Source organism: Novosphingobium sp. 9U, from assembly GCF_902506425.1.
Classification (GTDB): Bacteria; Pseudomonadota; Alphaproteobacteria; order Sphingomonadales; family Sphingomonadaceae; genus Novosphingobium.
In genome coordinates this window covers 261,691-278,025 of record NZ_LR732504.1, presented here as the reverse complement: position 1 = coordinate 278,025, position 16,335 = coordinate 261,691, and the positions used below count along the sequence as shown (strand labels likewise).

The 16,335-nt window shown below is 66.7% G+C and carries 13 protein-coding genes and 1 pseudogene; 6 read left to right on the top strand and 8 right to left on the bottom strand.

Annotated features, from left to right (window positions below; all coding sequences use genetic code 11):
* Positions 1-16: 16 nt before the first annotated feature.
* The 4 genes from GV044_RS18040 to GV044_RS18025 are packed head-to-tail and all read right to left on the bottom strand — an operon-like array spanning position 17 to position 4,400.
* Positions 17-1,021 carry a flagellar motor switch protein FliG gene (locus GV044_RS18040; RefSeq protein WP_159873428.1) on the bottom strand — a complete coding sequence of 335 codons (1,005 nt, stop codon included), beginning with the start codon at positions 1,019-1,021 and terminating at the stop codon, positions 17-19.
* Entirely contained in the window at positions 1,021-2,754 is a 1,734-nt protein-coding gene (gene fliF, locus GV044_RS18035; protein ID WP_159873426.1) for a flagellar basal-body MS-ring/collar protein FliF, read from the bottom strand. Before fliF ends, GV044_RS18040 begins: the two co-directional genes overlap by 1 nt.
* Positions 2,755-2,757: 3 nt before the next feature.
* Complete coding sequence (gene fliE, locus GV044_RS18030) at positions 2,758-3,129, bottom strand: flagellar hook-basal body complex protein FliE (RefSeq protein ID WP_159873424.1); 372 nt, start codon at positions 3,127-3,129, stop codon at positions 2,758-2,760.
* Entirely contained in the window at positions 3,126-4,400 is a 1,275-nt protein-coding gene (locus GV044_RS18025) for a sigma-54-dependent Fis family transcriptional regulator (RefSeq protein WP_159873422.1), read from the bottom strand. Before GV044_RS18025 ends, fliE begins: the two co-directional genes overlap by 4 nt.
* A 250-nt stretch (positions 4,401-4,650) precedes the next feature.
* Between GV044_RS18025 and GV044_RS18020 the strand changes: the two genes are divergently transcribed.
* From GV044_RS18020 to GV044_RS17995, 6 genes and pseudogenes are all read left to right on the top strand, one after another.
* A complete protein-coding gene (locus tag GV044_RS18020) occupies positions 4,651-5,478 on the top strand; it encodes a flagellin (protein ID WP_159873420.1) in 828 nt (275 codons plus the stop codon).
* A gap of 887 nt (positions 5,479-6,365) precedes the next feature.
* Positions 6,366-6,935, top strand: a pseudogene (locus tag GV044_RS18015) (GDP-mannose 4,6-dehydratase); the annotation flags it as partial.
* A gap of 6 nt (positions 6,936-6,941) precedes the next feature.
* Positions 6,942-7,904, top strand: coding sequence for a GDP-L-fucose synthase (locus GV044_RS18010; RefSeq protein WP_159873418.1), 963 nt, complete (start codon positions 6,942-6,944; stop codon positions 7,902-7,904).
* On the top strand, positions 7,901-9,133 hold the full coding sequence (locus GV044_RS18005) for a WcaI family glycosyltransferase (protein ID WP_159873416.1): 1,233 nt from the start codon (positions 7,901-7,903) through the stop codon (positions 9,131-9,133). Before GV044_RS18010 ends, GV044_RS18005 begins: the two co-directional genes overlap by 4 nt.
* 269 nt (positions 9,134-9,402) lie before the next feature.
* Positions 9,403-10,620 (top strand): hypothetical protein, encoded by a 1,218-nt coding sequence (locus tag GV044_RS18000; RefSeq protein WP_159873414.1) that lies wholly within the window; start codon positions 9,403-9,405, stop codon positions 10,618-10,620.
* Positions 10,617-11,996 carry a lipopolysaccharide biosynthesis protein gene (locus GV044_RS17995; protein WP_159873412.1) on the top strand — a complete coding sequence of 460 codons (1,380 nt, stop codon included), beginning with the start codon at positions 10,617-10,619 and terminating at the stop codon, positions 11,994-11,996. Before GV044_RS18000 ends, GV044_RS17995 begins: the two co-directional genes overlap by 4 nt.
* 317 nt (positions 11,997-12,313) lie before the next feature.
* On the opposite strand, the gene GV044_RS17990 is transcribed toward GV044_RS17995, so the two are convergent.
* From GV044_RS17990 to flgK, 4 genes are read right to left on the bottom strand one after another with little or no spacing between them, the layout of a single operon-like run.
* On the bottom strand, positions 12,314-13,165 hold the full coding sequence (locus tag GV044_RS17990) for a flagellar motor protein MotB (protein ID WP_159873410.1): 852 nt from the start codon (positions 13,163-13,165) through the stop codon (positions 12,314-12,316).
* Position 13,166: 1 nt separating this feature from the next.
* Positions 13,167-14,030, bottom strand: coding sequence for a flagellar motor stator protein MotA (gene motA, locus GV044_RS17985; RefSeq protein ID WP_159873408.1), 864 nt, complete (start codon positions 14,028-14,030; stop codon positions 13,167-13,169).
* 36 nt (positions 14,031-14,066) lie between these two features.
* Positions 14,067-14,990, bottom strand: coding sequence for a flagellar biosynthesis protein FlgL (locus GV044_RS17980; protein ID WP_159873406.1), 924 nt, complete (start codon positions 14,988-14,990; stop codon positions 14,067-14,069).
* 7 nt (positions 14,991-14,997) lie between these two features.
* Complete coding sequence (gene flgK, locus GV044_RS17975; protein WP_159873404.1) at positions 14,998-16,335, bottom strand: flagellar hook-associated protein FlgK; 1,338 nt, start codon at positions 16,333-16,335, stop codon at positions 14,998-15,000.

Sequence of the window (16,335 nt, the reverse complement as noted above, 5' to 3'; positions counted from 1 at the left end):
GTCAGACCCAAGTCTATCAGACATAATCGCCGTCACCCGATCCGAACGCGATGGTGCCGTCGGCAGCCAGCTTGCGGGCCACCGCGACGATCGCCTTTTGCGCTTCGATCACTTCAGCCAGCTTGGTGCGGCCACGGGCCGCAATCTCGTCCTTGACGCCATCGGCGGCACGGCTCGACATCGCGCGGAAGAACACGTCGCGCTCGCTCTCCGGAATGCCCTTCAGCGCGCCGATCAGCACATCGCTTTCGATCTCGCGCAGCAGCGCACCCATCGACTGCGGGTCGAGCACGAACAGATGCTCGAACTTGAACATCTCCTCCTCGATCTTGCGCGCGAGGACCTTGTCGAGCTTGGCGATCTGCGGGAGCACGCGGGCTTCCACGATCTTGCCGGCGCCATTGATGATGTCGGCGGCTTCCTTGATGCCACCGATCGAGAGCGGTGCCTGGCCGTGGCGCTCGCCGATCTTGCGGGTGAGCAGCTCCTCCAAGATGGTGATCGCCTCGGGCGCGACCGGGCCCAGAGTGGCGATGCGATGGACGATTTCGGCCTGATCGGCGGGCGGCAGCGCATGGAGCACGGCGGCGGCGACCTCCGGGTCCAGCTGGACCAGCAGCACCGCGATCATCTGCGGATGCTCGCCCTTGATCAGCGGGGTGAGTGCCTCGGGCACCAGCCAGCGTGCCAGTTCGATGGTGGAGGCCTTCGCCTCGGGCGCGATGCGGCGCATCAGGCTGTCGGCCTTCACCTCGCCGACTGCGCGACCCATCATGTTGCGTACCTGGCCGACACGATCGTGCGCGACGAGGCCGAGCGATTCGGTCTTCTCGACGAAACCGGCGATGGCGCCGGCGATCACTTCGGGGCCAATCTCGCCCAGTTCGACCATCTTCTGGCCGAGCAGGCGCAGTTCGGCGGGCTCGAGTTCGGCGAGAATCCGGGCGGCCTGGTCATCCTGCAGCAGCATGACCATGACCGCGGCGTTGCCGGCGGGATCGAGGTTCGCGAGCACGCTCATCAGGCTGCCTCCGCCTGCGGGCCGGGCTGGCCTGGCGTTTCGTTCAACATCTGGCGCAGGGCCTGGACCGAGCTGCCGTGCTTCTCGGAAACGATGCGCTGGGCGAGCTCGACCTGGCGGGCAAGCAGTTCGGAGCGCGAGATGTCGACGTCGACGCCGTTCTCGTCACGCTTGGTCATCGCGATGGCCGCAACCGCACTGCCCGCACCGATCCGGGCGACTTCGTCATCGTCCTCGTCGTTGGCGGCGGCGCCCTTCTTGCCCTTCTTGGGCTTGGCCGCCTTGTCGCCGCCGATCTTGGCGATCAGGGGACGCACGCCGAGCAGCAGCACCAGCAGCACCGCGATCACGGCCGCGCCATAGCGCACCAGTGTGGCAAACCAGGGCGTCTCGTAGAACGCGGGCGGGTTGTCGTTGACGGCCTCGAAGCTGCGCATCACGACCTTGACCTGGTCGCCGCGCTGCGGATTGGCACCGACCGCGGCGCCGACCAGCGCCTCGATGTCGGCCAGGTCCTTGGCCTTGGCACCTTTCAGTGCGTCCTTGCTCAGCACCACGGCGACCGAGAGGCGCTTGATGCCGCCGGGACGCTGGTTCGAGACCGAGACCTCGCGGCCCAGTTCGTAGGTGCGGGTGGAGCTGGACTCGCCGTTGGCGGGCTGCTGGCCGTTCGTGGCCGGAGCTTGCGTGCCCTGCGGCGGGCCGTTCTGCGCCTGAGTGGCGGGCGGCGGAGTGTTCGACAGCACGCCGGGGATGCCGACGGCGGGCGCGGCACTGGCCGACTGCGACTGCTCCTGCGTCTCGGAGCGGACCACGCCATCCTTGTCGTAGCTCTCGCGCGCGGAGGTCACGTCGTCCATGTTGAGCTCGACCTGGACTTCGCTGGAGAAGCTGCCTTCGCCCAGCATCGGGCGCAGGATCTGCGAGACTTGCGCGCGCAGCTTGTCTTCCATGCGGCCCTGCATGTCGAGCCGCTCGGAGTCGCCGCTGCGCTGCGCGGAAAGCAGCGAGCCGTGCTGGTCGACCACGCGGACGGCGTCGGGCGAGAGGCCGGGCACCGAAGCGGCGACAAGGTTGACGATCGCCGAGACCTGGCCGTCGCTCAGCTGGCGGCCGGACTTCAGGCGCACCATGACCGAGGCGGTCGGCGCCAGGTTCTCGCGCACGAAGACCGACTTCTCGGCTTCGGCGAGATGGACGCGCACCGATTCGACGCCGTCGATCTCCATGATCGAGAGCTGCAGGTCGCGCTCGCGGGCGGAGCGCAGACGCTCACCCTCAAGGTTGCGGCTGGCGCCCATCGGCAGCTTGTCGAGCATCTGGTCGCCGGTCTCGGGTGCCGCCAGTCCGCCGTCCGAGGCGACGAGCATGCGCGCCTTGTAGAAGTCGCTCTCGTCGACGGTGAGTGCGCCGGTCTCGTTGTCGATGTGGTAGCCGATGTTGGCGGTGTCGAGCGCGGCGACGACGCCCGCACGCTCGCTGTCGTCGAGCTGGCTGTAGAGCACGCGCTGCGGCGAGGGCGCGACGGCGGCCCAGGTCAGCGCAGCGCCGCCGAGCGCGGCAACGCCCAGGAACCACGGCAACATGCGCTTCACCGCCGGTTGGGCGGTGAAAGCGCTCATGCGAGTGAGGACGGAGCCGCCCGCCGGATCGGTAAGCGGGGCCAGGATGGAGGTACCGGGAGGAACGCCGGAGCCGCCGGCCGAGGCCGTGGCAGGAACCAGGTCAGCCATCTATCACACTCCCATCCGCATGATGTCTTGGTAGGCGCTGAGCAACTTGTTGCGGACCTGCAGCGTCGCTTCGAACGAGACGCTGGCTTCCTGGCGCGCGAGCATGACCTTGGCGACGTCGGTCACTTCGCCGCGCTGGTAGGCTTCGGAGATGCCTTCCGCCTTCAACTGCGTGGCGTTGACGCCGTCGAGCGCGGTCTTGAACGCGTCGGCGAAGTTCTGCGCGGGCGCGGCTTGCGTGCCGGCCGTAGGTGCCGTTCCCTGCGGCGCGTGGAGCTGCTGGAGGACCTGGTTGCGATCCATGATCTGCTGGCGCAGCGCCATGATCTGCTGGACGCCGGCCGCGCCGCCGCCGATGCCGGAGATCGCGCTCATCGACGGCCACCCGCCGCAGCGCGGCTGATCTCGATGCCGGCGTCACGGAACGATGCCAGACGATAGCGAAGGGTGCGCTCGGAAATGCCGAGTTCGCGGGCGGCCTGCAGGCGGTTGCCGCCGCAGGCTTCCAGCGTGTCGATGATGGCGCGCGCTTCGGAGAGCTGCACGACGCTCGACAGCTTGCGGGCGGTGGTGTCAATCTCGACAACCTCGGCGGCCGCGATCGGCACGTTCACCAGGCGAGCCGGGCTGTCGAACACAATATCGTTGGGGGTGATCGTGCCCGATTCGCCGGCGAGCAGCAGCGCGCGGCGCACCACGTTCTCCAGCTCGCGCACGTTGCCCGGCCAGGCGTGGATCTTGAGCATGGCGAGCGCGGCTTCGTTGAAGCAAGGCACCCGCGCCGGGTTGGGGGCGTGGCGCAGCGCCATGCCGAAGGCGAGGGGGGCGATGTCGTCGGCGCGCTCGCGCAGCGGGCGCAGCGAAAGCGGGAAGACGTTGAGGCGGTAGTAAAGGTCGGCGCGGAACCGGCCCTCGGCGACTTCGGTCGGCAGGTCGCGGTTGGCGCAGGCGATCACGCGAATATCGACCGGGATCGGCTTGGTCGCGCCAATCGGCACCACTTCCTGCTCCTGCAGCGCGCGCAGCAGCTTGGCCTGGAGGGAGAGGGGCAGCTCCGCGATCTCGTCCAGCAGCAAGGTGCCGCCGTCGGCTGCGCGCATGAAGCCCTCGCTCGCGCCGGTCGCACCGGTGAAGGCGCCCTTCTGGTGGCCGAACAGCATGGCCTCCAGCATGTGCTCGGGCATCGCGGCGCAGTTAACGGCGATGAAAGGTCCGGCAGCGCGCTTGGAGCGAGCGTGGATGAAGCGGCTGAGCACTTCCTTGCCGGTCCCGGTCGGGCCGTTAATCAAGACGGGGATGTCGCTGACGGCGAGACGGTCGGCAAGCGCGAAGACCGAGAGACTTTCCGGATCGGCCGCGATCGGCTCACCCGGGCCCGCCATCGCTGCAAGCGTCATGGCCAGAGCCGATTCGCTGGCGGGATCGGCATAGCTGACCACGGTGCGTCCGGCGCCCTGGCGAGAAATCGCGGTGAGCCCGCGAGTTAGCGCAATGCGGCGCAGACCGGCGGAAGGAACCGACGCTTCCTCTACGTCCAGCAGCGAAACTTGGCCCGCCCCCACGAGCGTCGCTGCCACTGCACTGGCGCGCTGGGCGAGGAGCCCGTGCTTGCGCGCAACATTTTCGCCGATCCCCAGAACGGTCATTTCTTTGCAACCCCCAGTGGAAATTAACCACGCTTCGTTGGACCCTCTCTGCGGCCGAAACGTCAAAGGCATCGGTAATTTAAGGCCTGGGGAAACTACGTAGTTTTTTACGTTGCACGAAGGGGCAGGAAAATGGTTCCCAAAAAAAGTCGCTTAAAGTTCGGCGGCTTCCACCCGTTCTGGTGGCTGGCAGCTGCGCCGGATGGGCTGGCAGGCTGACGGTTTTCGGGACCACACGGGAGTACACACCATGTCCGCCATCAACACCAACATCTCCGCCATGAAGGCTTCCAACGCTTCGATCAGCGCCAACAAGGCTCTGGGCACCTCGATGGAGCGCCTCTCGACCGGCAAGCGCATCAACTCCGCCAAGGACGACGCCGCCGGCCTCGCCATCTCGACTTCGATGACCTCGTCGATCAAGGGCATGAGCCAGGCGATCCGCAACTCGAACGACGGCATCTCGCTGGCGCAGACCGCTGAAGGCGCGCTGGGCGAAGTCACCAACATGCTGCAGCGCGTCCGCGAACTGGCCGTGCAGTCGGCTTCGGGCACCTACAGCGACACCACCGACCGCGTTTACATGCAGGCCGAAGTCGATCAGCTGACCTCGCAGATGGACCAGGTGATCACCAACTCCGAGTTCAACGGCGTCAAGCTGTTCGATGGCAGCACCGCGACCGTCACGATCCAGACCGGTTCGGAGAGCGCCGACACTGTCGACCTCGCCATGGCCGACCTGACCTCGCTGGCCGCCAGCGGCGGCGCTGCCGGTTCGTACGACGTTTCCAGCGCCACGGCTGCCAACACGCTGCTCGGCACCGTCGACACCGAGCTCGACTCGATCTCCTCGGCCCGCGCCACGCTCGGTGCCGGCCAGAGCCGCCTCGAATCGGTCGTCAACAACCTGACCAGCAACGTCACCAACCTGTCGGATGCCCGTTCGCGCATCGAGGACACCGACTACTCGACGGAAACGACCGCTCTCGCCAAGGCGCAGATCCTGTCACAGGCTTCGACCGCGATGATCTCGCAGGCTAACCAGAGCCAGCAGAACGTCCTCTCGCTCCTGCGTTAATCGCGGGCTGCATAGAAGGCTAGCCTGCCCGCAAGGGGCAGGTACGGGCCCGGCGGTGTTCCCCAGACCGCCGGGCCTTTTGGCGTGTGCGCGAAGGGGGTGGCGAGTGTAGCCCGGCTTATCACTTCATTCCTTTCGTCATTCCCGCACTGGCGGGGAATCGATCTCCTGACATCGCGGAGCAGGAGCCACCTGGAGATGGATTGCATCCGTGACGAGTTAGCAAGAGCAGCTAGGCTGGAGCCGGGGATGCGACGCAAGCGTCGTGCGGATGGAAAAAGCGCGCCTATTCTCCCTGAGCGCGCTCCTGTCGCGACTAAACCAATCCCGCGCGCAGCAGCTCTTGCTGACACGTTCGCTAAATGTTCCCAGCGATTCGCAGAAGTTAAAACTTGGTAAATAGGAGTCATCAGACGCTTACATTTACAGAATTGTAAATTGCCCGAATCGCTGGTTGCTGGTCTCCTAAGACCATAGATGCTTAACCTTAGGTAAGAGCGTCTGATACATCTTATAAGGCCAGTACAGGGGCTTACAGAATGCATTTAAACCAGTGGAGCGTTGTGTCTAACGAGGCTGCGAGCAAAAATAAGATATTCTGTGATGTCAGAGGAATACTAGGGTCAGCTGTTGATATTCTGATCACACTACTCGACGCAGTCGATGGCGATGAGAGTCTAGAGGACGACGAATTAAACGATGACGCCCTTGAACAAGGGGAGCACACAAGCTTCAGTCATGTTCGGCCAATATATGCGCTCGATCAATCCAAGGGTCCGCTGAACGCCTAAGCAGCTTTATCGCAGACCAGCTAACAGCTCCGGACAGAGATCGTCTGCTGACCACATGCCCTCGGCACATCTCATCTCGACCCCAAGCTCTGCGGATTCTGGACGACGGTGAATTATCGTGAGGCTTACGGTCGCCACGCGTTCAACGGCATCCTCTTCAACCACGAGAGCCCGTTGCGCGGAGAGACTTTCGTGACCCGCAAGATTACCCGCGCCGCCGCGGCAATCAAGTTGGGGCGGCAGGACAAGCTGTGGCTCGGCAACCTCGACGCCCGGCGCGACTGGGGCCATGCGCGTGACTACGTGCGCGGCATGTGGATGATCCTGCAGCAGGACGATCCCGATGATTATGTCCTCGCTACCGGAGAAACCACGCAAGTGCGCCGCTTCGTCGAGTGGGCGTTTTAGGATGTGGACATCGCGCTCGAGTGGGACGGGCACGCGGCGGACGAGAAGGGCTACTGCCGCCGCTCCGGCAAGTGCCTGGTCGAAGTCGATCCGCGCTACTTCCGCCCCACCGAAGTTGACTTGCTGATCGGCGATCCCAGCAAGGCCAAGCAGCGCTTGGGATGGAGCCACGAGACGCCGGTGCGCGACCTGGTGCGCGAGATGGTGACGGCCGACTTGGCGCTGATGCGCCACGCGCCGCTCGCCCAGGCGCTGTGACGCGCCATGCCGAAGGCACCGTTCGATCTCAGGGGCAAGCGCGTGTTCGTCGCCGGTCATCGCGGCATGGTCGGCTCGGCGCTGGTGCGGCGTCTCGCCGGCGAGCAGTGCGAAGTGCTGACCGCCGATCGATCGCAGCTCGACTTGCGCGACCAGGCCGACGTGCGCGCCTGGTTTGCCGAGCAGCCGCCGGCGGCGGTGTTCCTGGCCGCTGCAAAGGTCGGCGGGATCCTGGCGAACGACAGCTACCCGGCCGACTTCCTGCTCGACAATCTGCAGATCGCCACCAACGTGATCGAGGCTGCGTACCAATACCGGACGGCCAAGCTGCTGTTCCTTGGATCGAGCTGCATCTACCCGCGCGACGCGGTGCAGCCGATCGGTGAGGATGCGCTGCTGACGGGCGCACTGGAGCCGACCAACGCGTGGTACGCTCTCGCCAAGATCGCCGGGATCAAGCTGTGTGCGGCGTATCGCCGCCAGCATGGGTGCGACTTCATCTCGGCGATGCCGACCAACCTTTACGGGCCGCACGACAACTTCGATTTTGCCACGAGCCATGTGCTGCCGGCGCTGATCCGCAAGGCGCACGAGGCGAAGCTTCGCAGTGCCGACGCGATCACCATCTGGGGCACCGGCATGCCGCGGCGCGAGTTCCTCCACGTCGACGATCTTGCCGACGCCTGCGTGTTCCTGATGAAGCGCTATTCGGGCGAGGAGCACGTCAACGTCGGCTCCGGATCGGACATCGCGATTGCCGAACTAGCGCATTTGGTGTGCCGCATCGTCGGCTTCGCGGGCGCGATCCGGCACGACCTCGACAAGCCCGATGGCACACCGCGCAAGCTGATGTGCGGCGCGAAGCTCGCGAGCCTCGGCTGGCGTCCGCGGATCGGCTTGGAAGCAGGGATTGCGGCGGCGTACCGGGCTTATCTCGACAGCCTGGCCGGGGAGGCACGGGCGGCATGAACATCCTCGTCATCGGCCTGAACTATGCGCCCGAACCGGTGGGCATCGGTCCCTATACCACGGGCATGGCCGAAGCCTTGGCTGATGCCGGTCACCGCGTGACGGTCGTCTGCGCACGGCCGTACTATCCGTCCTGGAGCGTGCCGATCGCTCATCGCGGACGCCGAGCACGGCGGTATAGCGAGCAGGGCGTGACGGTCGTGCGTCTGCCGATCTACGTGCCTGCCAAGCCGGACGGGCCGCGTCGGCTGCTCCACCACCTGAGCTTCGTCGCTGCCGCGATTCCGGCAGTGATCGCGGAAGCGCGGCGACGCCGCCCCGACGTGGTGGTGGCGGTCGCGCCATCGCTGCTGTCGAGCGTGGTGGCGCGAGGCGCGGCGCGGCTTCTCGGCGTTCCCTTGTGGCTGCACGTGCAGGACTTCGAAGTGGAGGCCGTCTTCGCCACAGGGCTGCTGTCCGGCAAGAGCCTGCTCGGAGGTCTGCTTTCCCGCCTGGCGCAAGGCTTCGAGCGTTGGTCGTTCGGCGCGGACCGGGTCAGCACGATCTCGCCACAAACGTGCGCGCGGCTGGCAGGACGGGGCGTGGCACTGCGCAAGATTATCGAGTTGCGCAACTGGGCCGCCGTGGATGAGATCGTCCCGCTGAGCGAAGCATCGGCATACCGGGCGGAGTGGGGCATCGATCGGCCGCACGTGGCGGTCTATTCGGGCAGCATCGCCAACAAGCAGGGGCTCGGCCTGATCGTGGCCGCCGCCCAGCGCTTGCAGCACCGGCGCGACCTGGCTTTCGTGATCTGCGGCGAGGGGCCGCAACGCGCGGCGATCATGGCTGCCGCTGCCGGGCTAGACAATATCCAGTTCCACGCGCTTCAACCGCGAGAGCGCTTGTCCGACCTCCTCGGCCTGGCAAGCGTGCACCTCCTGCCGCAGATCGCCGGCGCGGCGGACTTGCTGCTACCCTCCAAGCTTACCAACATGCTCGCGTCGGGCCGGCCGGTCGTGGCCACGGCGGCGTCGGGCACTGGCCTTGCTCAAGAGGTCGAGGGCTGCGGGATCGTCACCGCGCCCGGCAATGCGGACGCCTTCGCTGCCGCGATCGAACGGCTGGTCGACGATCCGCAGCTCGGCGCCAGGCTCGGCCAGGAGGGTCGCCGTCGTGCCGAAGAGCGCTGGAGCCAATCGCAGATCCTTGGCCGCTTCGAACGCCAGCTGCGCGAACTCGTTGCATGAGTTCGCATTTTGTTCTTTCCTACAAGATGCCGTTGCGCATAGTTATCCGGCTCCGCGCGCCGCCGCGTGAGCAGGTCCGGGCGAGGGCGCGGGCTGCGATCCACGCGAAGTGGACGCCGCAGGTCCAGGCGCGGATCATCGAATGCCGTCGAGGAAGTCGAGCCGCGACAAGTCGATGCGTGCGAACAGATGCAGGTTGATCGCGACGCCGCCCAGGAACAGCGTCCAGATGAGGGCGTGCATCGATCGGCCAAGGCTATTACGTCATCGTGCCGCTCGCCGTGTTCCTGTTCCAGGGACAGTCCGAGGTGCCGGACCTGCAACTCGTCTACCGACCCTACAGCGACGTCGCGACGAGCGGCATGCTGATCGGCGGCATGTACTTGTTTCCGACGCTGCGCCTCGCCTTTGCGCGCGTGGATCCCGAGAGCCCGGACCATAGCGACCCACGCATGGTCTCGACCGTGGTGATGCTGTTCATCGTCACCGGCGCCGTGTCGTTCCTGCTGACCGGCCTGACGAGCGGCGGCCACTGGCAGGAAAACGTGGACGGCGCCTTCACGAACCCTGCGTTCCTGCCCATCAAGTATGCCGCCAATGTCGCGCGCAATGCCGTGTTCGCGGTGCTGCTGTATCGCGTTACGCGCGGGGAGATGACCGTCGGCTCGGCGCTCCTGGCAGGGCTGGTGCTGGCGCTGGTCGACCTGTTCACCACCTTCAACCGCATCACCGCCGTCTACCTGCTGATCATGGCCATGCTGTTGATGAAGCACCGGCCGATCCGCATGATGCTGGCGACTATCGCGAGCTTGATCGGCTTGTCGGCATTCAGCACCCTGTGGCCGGCCTTTCGCGGACTCGCCACGGCGCAGGGCTATTCGGCAAGCGCCTTTTCCGAAGCCTGGTCCGCTGCGCGCCGGGCGCAGGAGCTGGCACCCGGGAGCCTCGCCGCCTCGCTGGACGGCATATTCGAATCGTCCAACATCGCAGTGCTCAACTGGATCGTGCAGAGCTATGGCACCGTCGAGCGGCCGTTCCTACAGTTCGCGATGTTTGCGCGGCCCGTCACTCTGCTGCTGCCGGGCGCCGTGTGGCCGAGCAGGCCGGAGAACTTCGGCCTCTTCTTGGGCGAAGGGATCGCGCACATGCCTTCGCTGGCGCTCAATTCCACGCTGTACGGTGAGAGCTATGCCAACTTCGGCTGGTTCTGGCCGCTGGGCCTGTGTGCCTTCGTGCTGCTGTGGCACAACGTCTACCGCCTGATCGCCCCGAACGCGCGCGTGGTGCAGATGATGGGCGCTTTCGCGGCCATCGCGATGTGGCGTTTCGATGCCTCGTTCGTCGGCTGTGCGGCGCTGCTGACGGGCGGGCCGGTCTGCGGCTTGTGGCTGGTGCGGATCAGCCGGTTCAAGTCGGCGGGGCAGTTCTACTTCATCGCTGCGGCCGGTCTGGTCTCGATCGGGTTAATGGCGGAGCAGGTCCGGTGATCCGGCGCGTGGCGGCCGGCATCGGCATGACCGTGTTCGACAAGCTCGTGATCGCGGGCACGCAACTGCTGCTGGTGCCGGTCCTGGCGAGCCGGTGGGGTCTCGAACTCTACGGGCAGTGGCTGATCCTGGCGACCTTGCCGCAGTTCCTGAGCGTCAGCGATTTCGGTTTCGCCACGGCGGCCGGCACGCGCATGACCATGGCGGCGGCGCGTGGCGATCGGGCAGAGGCGGTGCATATTTTCCAGAGCGGCTGGCGCGCGATCCTGGTGACGTCCGCCGGCATGATCGGCCTGGTCTTATTGACGGCATGGTGCCTGCCGGACGCGGTCTTCGGCCCGAGGCCGGCAGCGCCGGTTCAGGACTTGCGCATGGCCCTGGCGGTGCTCGGGCTCTATGGTGTCGTGGCGGTGCAGGGCAGCATCGTCTTCGCGGGCTTCCGCGCCGCGCAGCTGTTCCCGGTCGGCGCGTTCTGGAATGCGATCGTGTTGCTGATCGAGAATGCGGCGCTGGTGGTCACCGTCGTTGCGGGAGGCGGCATCGTCGCGGCCGCCAGTGCGTGGCTGGTCGGTCGACTGGTCGGGCTGGCCGGACAGAACCTGCTGCTAAGGCGCAAGGTGCCTTGGCTGACGATCGGCCTGGCACAAGGCAGCTGGAGCGAGGCGCGCACCTTGATGGCGCCGGCGGGCGCCGTCATGCTGATGCCGATCGCACAGGCCGTGGTGTTGCAAGGCACCGCGCTCGTCGTCGGTGCCGTCGCCGGGCAGAGCGCCGTTCCGGTGTTCGCCGCGGCGCGCACCCTGTCGCGCGTGGGCATGCAGTTGTGCTGGATCGTTAGCACGCCCTTGATGCCCGAGTTCTCGGCCGCGGCGGCGCGGGAGGATCGGCGGGCGATGGCGGCCATGGTGCTGGCGGTGCTGCTGTTCTCGGCAGGGATGGTGCTGCCGTTCGCGCTGGGCTTTGCGCTGTTCGGTGACGAGGCGATCGCGTTGTGGACGCACGGAGCGATCGCGGCACCGGCTGCGCTCGTCGCCACGATGGGCTTGGCCATCGCGGCGGGTGGACTGTGGTACCCCCTGTCAAACCTCATGCTCGCGCGCGATCGGCAGGCGCAGTATACCGGCTGGTACCTCGGCCTGGCGCTGACGAGCCTGCCGCTAGCCGGCGCCCTGGTCGCGCAGCTGGGCGTGAGCGGCGCGGGTTTGAGCCTCGCGGTGCTCGACTTTGCGATGCTGACCGTGGTCGCGCGGCTCGTGCGCCGGCATCTGGTCACCATTCCTGAACTTGGCGCAGCGTTTCGCGCGCTGCGCCAGACCGGCCATGCACACATCCTGCGCCGAAGAACAGCGCGGATTAGCGGCTCATCGCAGCCGTGATCGCTGCCGCAGCCATCAGTGTGGTGGCTGGGCCGGCGGCTCGCTGAGTTCGACACTCACCAAGACTGTCGACGTTGTGTTTAACCACTATCGACCGTCGCGGCACTGCGTGGCCGTGCGCCTCGAACAGGTCGCCTGTCCAGCGCCCGTCCGCTGTGAAGCAGTCCAGCCATCGCGCGCCATCACCGCGTTAGCCGGCGTCGCCGTACAGCGACCCGGTCCTTCATCGTTCAGGTGAACGCCACCGCCCTTTTCTTACTCTCGTTCCAGGAAGAATGCGATGGAAGGGCGTGAGTGCGAGCGGGGAAGGCTGCGCGTCAGTCCAGCAGCAGGATCGAGATCCGGCGGTTGCGCGGGTCGGACGGGTCACCCGGGATCAGCAGCTCGCGGTCGGCCACGCCTTCGATGCGGTTGAAGCGGTTCTCGCCGATGCCGCTGCGCAAGAGCGCCTGGCGGGTCGCTTCCGCGCGCCCGGCCGAGAGCGACCAGTTGTTGCCGGGCACGCCGTCGCGCCATGGGGTCGCGTCGGTGTGGCCGCGGATGGTGAGCGAGCCCTTGTCTGGGCCTACCGCTTGCGCGATCGCGACCAGCAGTTCGCTGGCTTGGGGGGTCAGCACGGTCGTGCCCATCCGAAACATCGAGAAGTCGGCGTCGTCGACGAGATCGATGCGCACGCCTTCGGTGGTGTCGACCATGCGGACCTGGCGGGCGAGCTTGCGCAGTGCTTGCGTCGAGGCGAGCTTCTGCTCCAGCGCCTGCTTGGCTCGCGCAGTGCGCTTGATCTTGGATCCGCCCTCCTTGGGGCCGCCGGTCGCGTCGCGCGGGATGGTGATCGACTTGGTGCCGGTCTGCCCGGCCCGATGCGGGTACTTGTCGGCATCGGTCAGCGAATCGCCGCCGAGCAGGCCTGCGGCCGAGCCGGCGCTGCCTTCCTTGGTCTTGACCAGCGTGGGCGAGAAGTAGTCGGCGATGCCCTTGCGCTGCTTTTCGGTCGTCGCGCCCAGGATCCACAGCAGCAGGAAGAACGCCATCATCGCGGTCACGAAGTCCGCATAGGCGACCTTCCAGGCGCCGCCATGGTGCCCGCCGGCGACGATCGTCACCTTCTTGACGATGATCGGCGCAGGCAGTTCGTTCTTGCCGCGCTTGGCGGCGGGCGCGCTGGCCATCTTACCGGCCCCGCATCGCATCGAGCAGTTCGGACAAGCCAGGGCGGAAGGCATGGCCCAGGCCCGAGCGCGCGCTCTCCACCACCAGCGGCTGCGGCCAGCCATGGAGGCTTGCGATCACCACTTGCTTCACCGCGTGGAAGATCATCTCGTCCTGCTCGACGATCTGCTTCAGGCGGCCGGCCATCGGCGCGACGATGCCGTAGGCCAGCAGCACGCCCATGAAGGTGCCGACGAGCGCCGAGCCGATCATGCCGCCCAGGATTGAGGGCGGCTTGTCGATCGAGCCCATGGTCTTCACCACGCCGAGCACGGCGGCGACGATGCCCAGCGCGGGCAGCGCGTCGGCCAGCGTCTGCAGCGCGTGCTGCGGCTCGTGCATCTCGTGGAACGTGGTCTTCATCGCGTTGTCCATCACCTCTTCGACCGCGTGGGTCTCGAGCGTGCCGGAGGAGACGACGATCAGGGTCAGGGTATCGCAGATCAGCGCGATCAGCGGCTTGTTCGCCAGCAGGCGGGGAAATTCGGCGAAGAGCGAGGAGGATTGCGGGTCGGTGACATGCGATTCCAGCGCCACCGGGCCTTCGGCGCGCAGCAGCTTCATCAGCCGGCTGACCAGCACGATGGCGTCGACGTGGTCCTGCTTGTTGTGCTTGGGGCCCTTGAAGATCTTTTTGAACGAGCCGCCCAGGCCCTTCAGCTCATGCATCGAGTTGCCTGTGACGATGGCGCCGATCGCGGCGCCGCCGATGATCAGCATCTCGTGCGGGATCGCCTCCATCACCGGGCCAAGCGCACCGCCGGTGAGGGCGAAGCCGCCGAACACCATCACCAGCAGGATGACCACACCAACTGCAGCAAACATGTCTTCAATACCCCCGAAAAGTCGTGTGCGGCTGCGTCAGTTGAGCTGGTTGAACAAGCTGAGTTGCGAGAGCTTGGTGAAGCTGGCCTGGCTGGCCTGGAGCACCACCATCATCTCCTGCAGGCGCGCGATCGAGGTGGCCGGATCGGCACCGCCGATGTCGGTTTCCTCGCCCGCGCGCAGTTCGGCAAGGTTGCTGCGCCGGTCGGTGGTGAGCTCGATCCAGGCCAGGCGCGAGCCGACCACGGTCTGGCCGGTGCTGACGGTGTCGAGCCCGGCCGAGAGCGCGTCGAGCGCCTTGTTGGCCGCGCCCGCTGCATCGGTGCCGCCGGCCTGCAACGTGTCCGACAAGGACTTCACCACCGCCATCAAGTCGGTGTCCTGGCCGTCGACCTTGAAGTTCAGGAACTCGGGGCCGGTCATCGAGCGGGTGACGGTCTGGCCGTCGCCCAGCGGCAAGTCGCCGCTGCTGGGCGTGCCGGCGTAGACAGCGTTGCCCGAGGCATCGAGCGTATAGGCCATCGTCGCGTTCTCGCCGCCGAACAGGGCGTTGCCATTCGAGTCGCGGGTGTTGGCGAGGCCCACCAGCGTGCCGTGGATCGCCTCCAGCTCCTTGCCGATGCTGGCGCGCTGGTCGGCGCTGAGCGTGCCGGTGGCCGCCTGGGTCGCCAGTTCCTTGGCGCGCGCGATTGCGGTGGTGAAGTCCGACATCGTCGAATCGGCGATGTTGAGATCGGACGTGGCGCGATTGGCGTTCGTGCTGTCGATCTTGGCCAAGGCATCCGCCCGCGCCAGCGTGCGCAGGCGCGATGCGGCGACCGGATCGTCCGATGACCGCCCCAGACGCGCACCGCTGCCGATCTGCGACTGGAGCTTCTCGGTCTGCTTGCGCAGCGCCGTCATGTCGCTGCGCGCGCGGTCGAAAAAGGCGCTGGTGCTGTTGGAAGTCAGGATGGTCATGATAGCCTCAGCGGATGCCCAGGAGCGTGTCGAAAAGATCGTTGGCGACTTGCATCACGCGGCCCGAAGCCTGGAAGGCCTGCTGGTAGCGCACCAGGTTCACCGCCTCCTGGTCGAGGTCGACGCCGGCTTGCGTCTGCAGCGCGATGCTGGCGCTGTCGGCGATGGAAACCAGCGCGTCACGCGTCACGGTGCGGCCGGCGACGGCGCTGGAGATGTCGAACAAGGTGGCATCGAGGCCGCCGGAGGGGTTGGCGGCGCTCAGGGCGGTGCGCAGCGCAGCAAGGTTGCCCGAGTCGCGGCTCCCGGCCGTTGTGCCAGCCGGAGCGGTGGCGATCTGGCTGCCACTGGTGGCGACCACGGCGATGTCGGCCGCCTTGGTGCCCGAGAAGATCGGCTGGCCGGCCGCACCGGCAAGGTCCACGCCTGAGCTTTGCGCGGCGTTGACGGTGGCGATCACGCTTCCGGCGACGGCATCGATCTTGGTCCGGGTCTCCGCGACTTGCACCAGCGCTTGGGCCTTGCCGGCCAAAGCGCCTGAAGCAGGAGCGACGGCGGTGCCGTTGACGGTGAAGCCGATCGTGCCATCGGTCGCGGTCTGCATCGCCAGCGCGCCGACCGTTTGGCCGGAGACCAGCTGCGGCCCGGTGCTACCGCCCAGGCGCACTTCGACGGTCTTGTCGGACGAGAACACGGTGGTGACGTCGACTTGCGAGCTCAGCTTCTGCAGCAGCGTGTCGCGCTGGTCGAGGAGCGTCGACTGATCGCTGGAGCCGTCGGCCGTGCGGGTGAGACGGGCGTTCACCCGTGCCAGTTCGCCGGACAGCAGGTTGACCTGGTCGACGCCGTCCTGCGCCTCGAAGCGCAAGCCTTCGCCGGCTGCGTCTAGGCTCTTGGACGTGACGTTGAAGGTGCTCGCCAGCGTGCGCGCGCTTTCCAGCGCGGCCGCGCGCAGCGAGCCGTCGGTGGGATCGGACACGAGCTGCTGGAGCGAGCCTTCGAACGCCACCGAGGCTTCATAGAGGCCGCTCTGCTCGACGGCGGATTCGATGTTCTCCAGGCCTTGGACCTCGGCACTGGCGCGCGCGGCGTCGGAGCCGGTACGGCGCACTTCGGCCTGGCGGAACAAGTCCGCGTTGCGCGCGATGCCGCTGACCCGCACGCCCGACAGGCTGATGCTGGCCGTACCGCTGAGCGTGCTCGTCGCCGAAACTTCCGACAGCGACACCGAGCGCCGCACATAGCCCTCGGACGAGGCATTGGCGATGTTCTGCGCCGTGACGTCGAGCGCGGCGCGGGCGGCGCGGGTGCCGCTGCGCGCAATGGCGAGGAGGTCGCTGGCCAT

Excerpts from the sequence above, each read along its gene's own strand:
- fliF (WP_159873426.1), bottom strand. The coding sequence starts at position 2,754 with ATGGCTGACCTGGTTCCTGCCACGGCCTCGGCCGGCGGCTCCGGCGTT.
- GV044_RS18025 (WP_159873422.1), bottom strand. The coding sequence starts at position 4,400 with ATGACCGTTCTGGGGATCGGCGAAAATGTTGCGCGCAAGCACGGGCTC.
- fliE (WP_159873424.1), bottom strand. The coding sequence starts at position 3,129 with ATGAGCGCGATCTCCGGCATCGGCGGCGGCGCGGCCGGCGTCCAGCAG.
- GV044_RS18005 (WP_159873416.1), top strand. The coding sequence starts at position 7,901 with ATGAACATCCTCGTCATCGGCCTGAACTATGCGCCCGAACCGGTGGGC.
- GV044_RS17980 (WP_159873406.1), bottom strand. The coding sequence starts at position 14,990 with ATGACCATCCTGACTTCCAACAGCACCAGCGCCTTTTTCGACCGCGCG.
- motA (WP_159873408.1), bottom strand. The coding sequence starts at position 14,030 with ATGTTTGCTGCAGTTGGTGTGGTCATCCTGCTGGTGATGGTGTTCGGC.
- GV044_RS18010 (WP_159873418.1), top strand. The coding sequence starts at position 6,942 with ATGCCGAAGGCACCGTTCGATCTCAGGGGCAAGCGCGTGTTCGTCGCC.
- GV044_RS18020 (WP_159873420.1), top strand. The coding sequence starts at position 4,651 with ATGTCCGCCATCAACACCAACATCTCCGCCATGAAGGCTTCCAACGCT.
- GV044_RS17990 (WP_159873410.1), bottom strand. The coding sequence starts at position 13,165 with ATGGCCAGCGCGCCCGCCGCCAAGCGCGGCAAGAACGAACTGCCTGCG.
- GV044_RS18040 (WP_159873428.1), bottom strand. The coding sequence starts at position 1,021 with ATGAGCGTGCTCGCGAACCTCGATCCCGCCGGCAACGCCGCGGTCATG.
- flgK (WP_159873404.1), bottom strand. The coding sequence starts at position 16,335 with ATGGCCAGCGACCTCCTCGCCATTGCGCGCAGCGGCACCCGCGCCGCC.